Genomic DNA, 1,211 nt, shown 5'->3' with positions numbered 1-1,211 from the left:
AAACCGGACAGGACAGAGGACGAAAGTTCATCTCGTTGTCCACTTTTTATGAGGAGAAATTTCTATCTATTTTGACATGTTTCAAGGTAGGCATTACAAATCACAGGACGAACCGGACGACAGGACGATAGCGGGAAACAGCACTATCAGCAGAACAAGGCTTTCTGCATTCATGTTTAGGAAAGGATGAAATATTAATGCATTTCATTGGTCATTTAATTATGCTAAGTTTTTGAATATTTCCTTTCCTGATATGCAGTTGTGCTTTTCTTTTCGCGTTTGGGAGTTTTAGTATATAGTGTAGGAAGATATCCTTTTTTGTATAGGTCCTGGAACACGAGGGGGGCGAGTTGCGGAGCCTTTTTTGGAGTACATAGAGTTTTAGTATTTCTTTCAATCTCAAGAGTTTCTTTGATAAATTTTTTGTATAGTTCATGACTCCATACATTGAATTTATTGAGCTCTTCTTTATCCCAAAGCGATAAATCAAAAGTAGGAATTATTTTATGATAATAACTTGCCATAGGGGTAAGATGGGCTTTGTTTGTGTCAAAGTATAATAAATGTCCTTTGACTGTTGGATTAGAAAAATATTTTTCTAAATTTTTATTTATATCTTCTGTTTCAAGCCTTTTCTCAGGCTGGAATATTTTATTTTGGTTAAGCCATGTAATTAATTCTTTTGCTGCATTAGTATTATTGTGGGTTTCTTCACGTAGCGCATTTACCATATAATGAAAGGCGGTTATCAAAATAGGCAATAAAAAGCATGAGTAATATATACGGATAGCTTTTAGTAGATGTAACAGATAATCTCTTCCTTTAGATTCTAGTAAAGAAAGATTGCCGGTCAAGATTAAAATGCTCTTCAAAATACGAAGCCGAATGGTTAAAAGCGGGAAACATATCCACTTATCTAGCTCTTCAAATAAGTGATTTAGTGCTAGTGGATTATCGTAGTTAATTTCAATATATCTATGCAATGTATATAAGTTAAAAAGGTAATTTACATTAGTCATTCGTTCGAATATGTACTGGTTATGAGCTATTAATTGGCTTTTTTGTATATTCAACGTTTCTATGTGGCGAATTGTCAAGCTAAGTGCAACTTTTTAGAGTAATGTACTTCGTATGGCGTTTTGTATCCTAAACATTTTCGGGGACGGCGATTTAGTTCTGCAAAAACAGCTTGCACATAGGCTTCTGGAACG

The 1,211-nt window shown here is 34.4% G+C and carries 1 protein-coding gene and 1 pseudogene; both read right to left on the bottom strand.

Annotated features, from left to right (window positions below; translation table 11 throughout):
- Positions 1-224: 224 nt before the first annotated feature.
- Positions 225-1,019: a hypothetical protein gene (locus CJ260_RS12450; RefSeq protein ID WP_143747698.1), complete on the bottom strand. Its 795-nt coding sequence runs from the start codon at positions 1,017-1,019 to the stop codon at positions 225-227.
- Between the two features lie 74 nt (positions 1,020-1,093).
- A pseudogene (locus tag CJ260_RS13250) lies at positions 1,094-1,211 on the bottom strand (IS30 family transposase); the annotation flags it as partial.

The sequence above is a fragment of the Megasphaera sp. ASD88 genome, assembly GCF_002287425.1.
Taxonomy (GTDB): domain Bacteria; phylum Bacillota; class Negativicutes; order Veillonellales; family Megasphaeraceae; genus Megasphaera; species Megasphaera stantonii.
The sequence above is the reverse complement of the archived record's forward strand: the minus strand, read 5'-3'. Positions and strand labels throughout refer to the sequence as shown.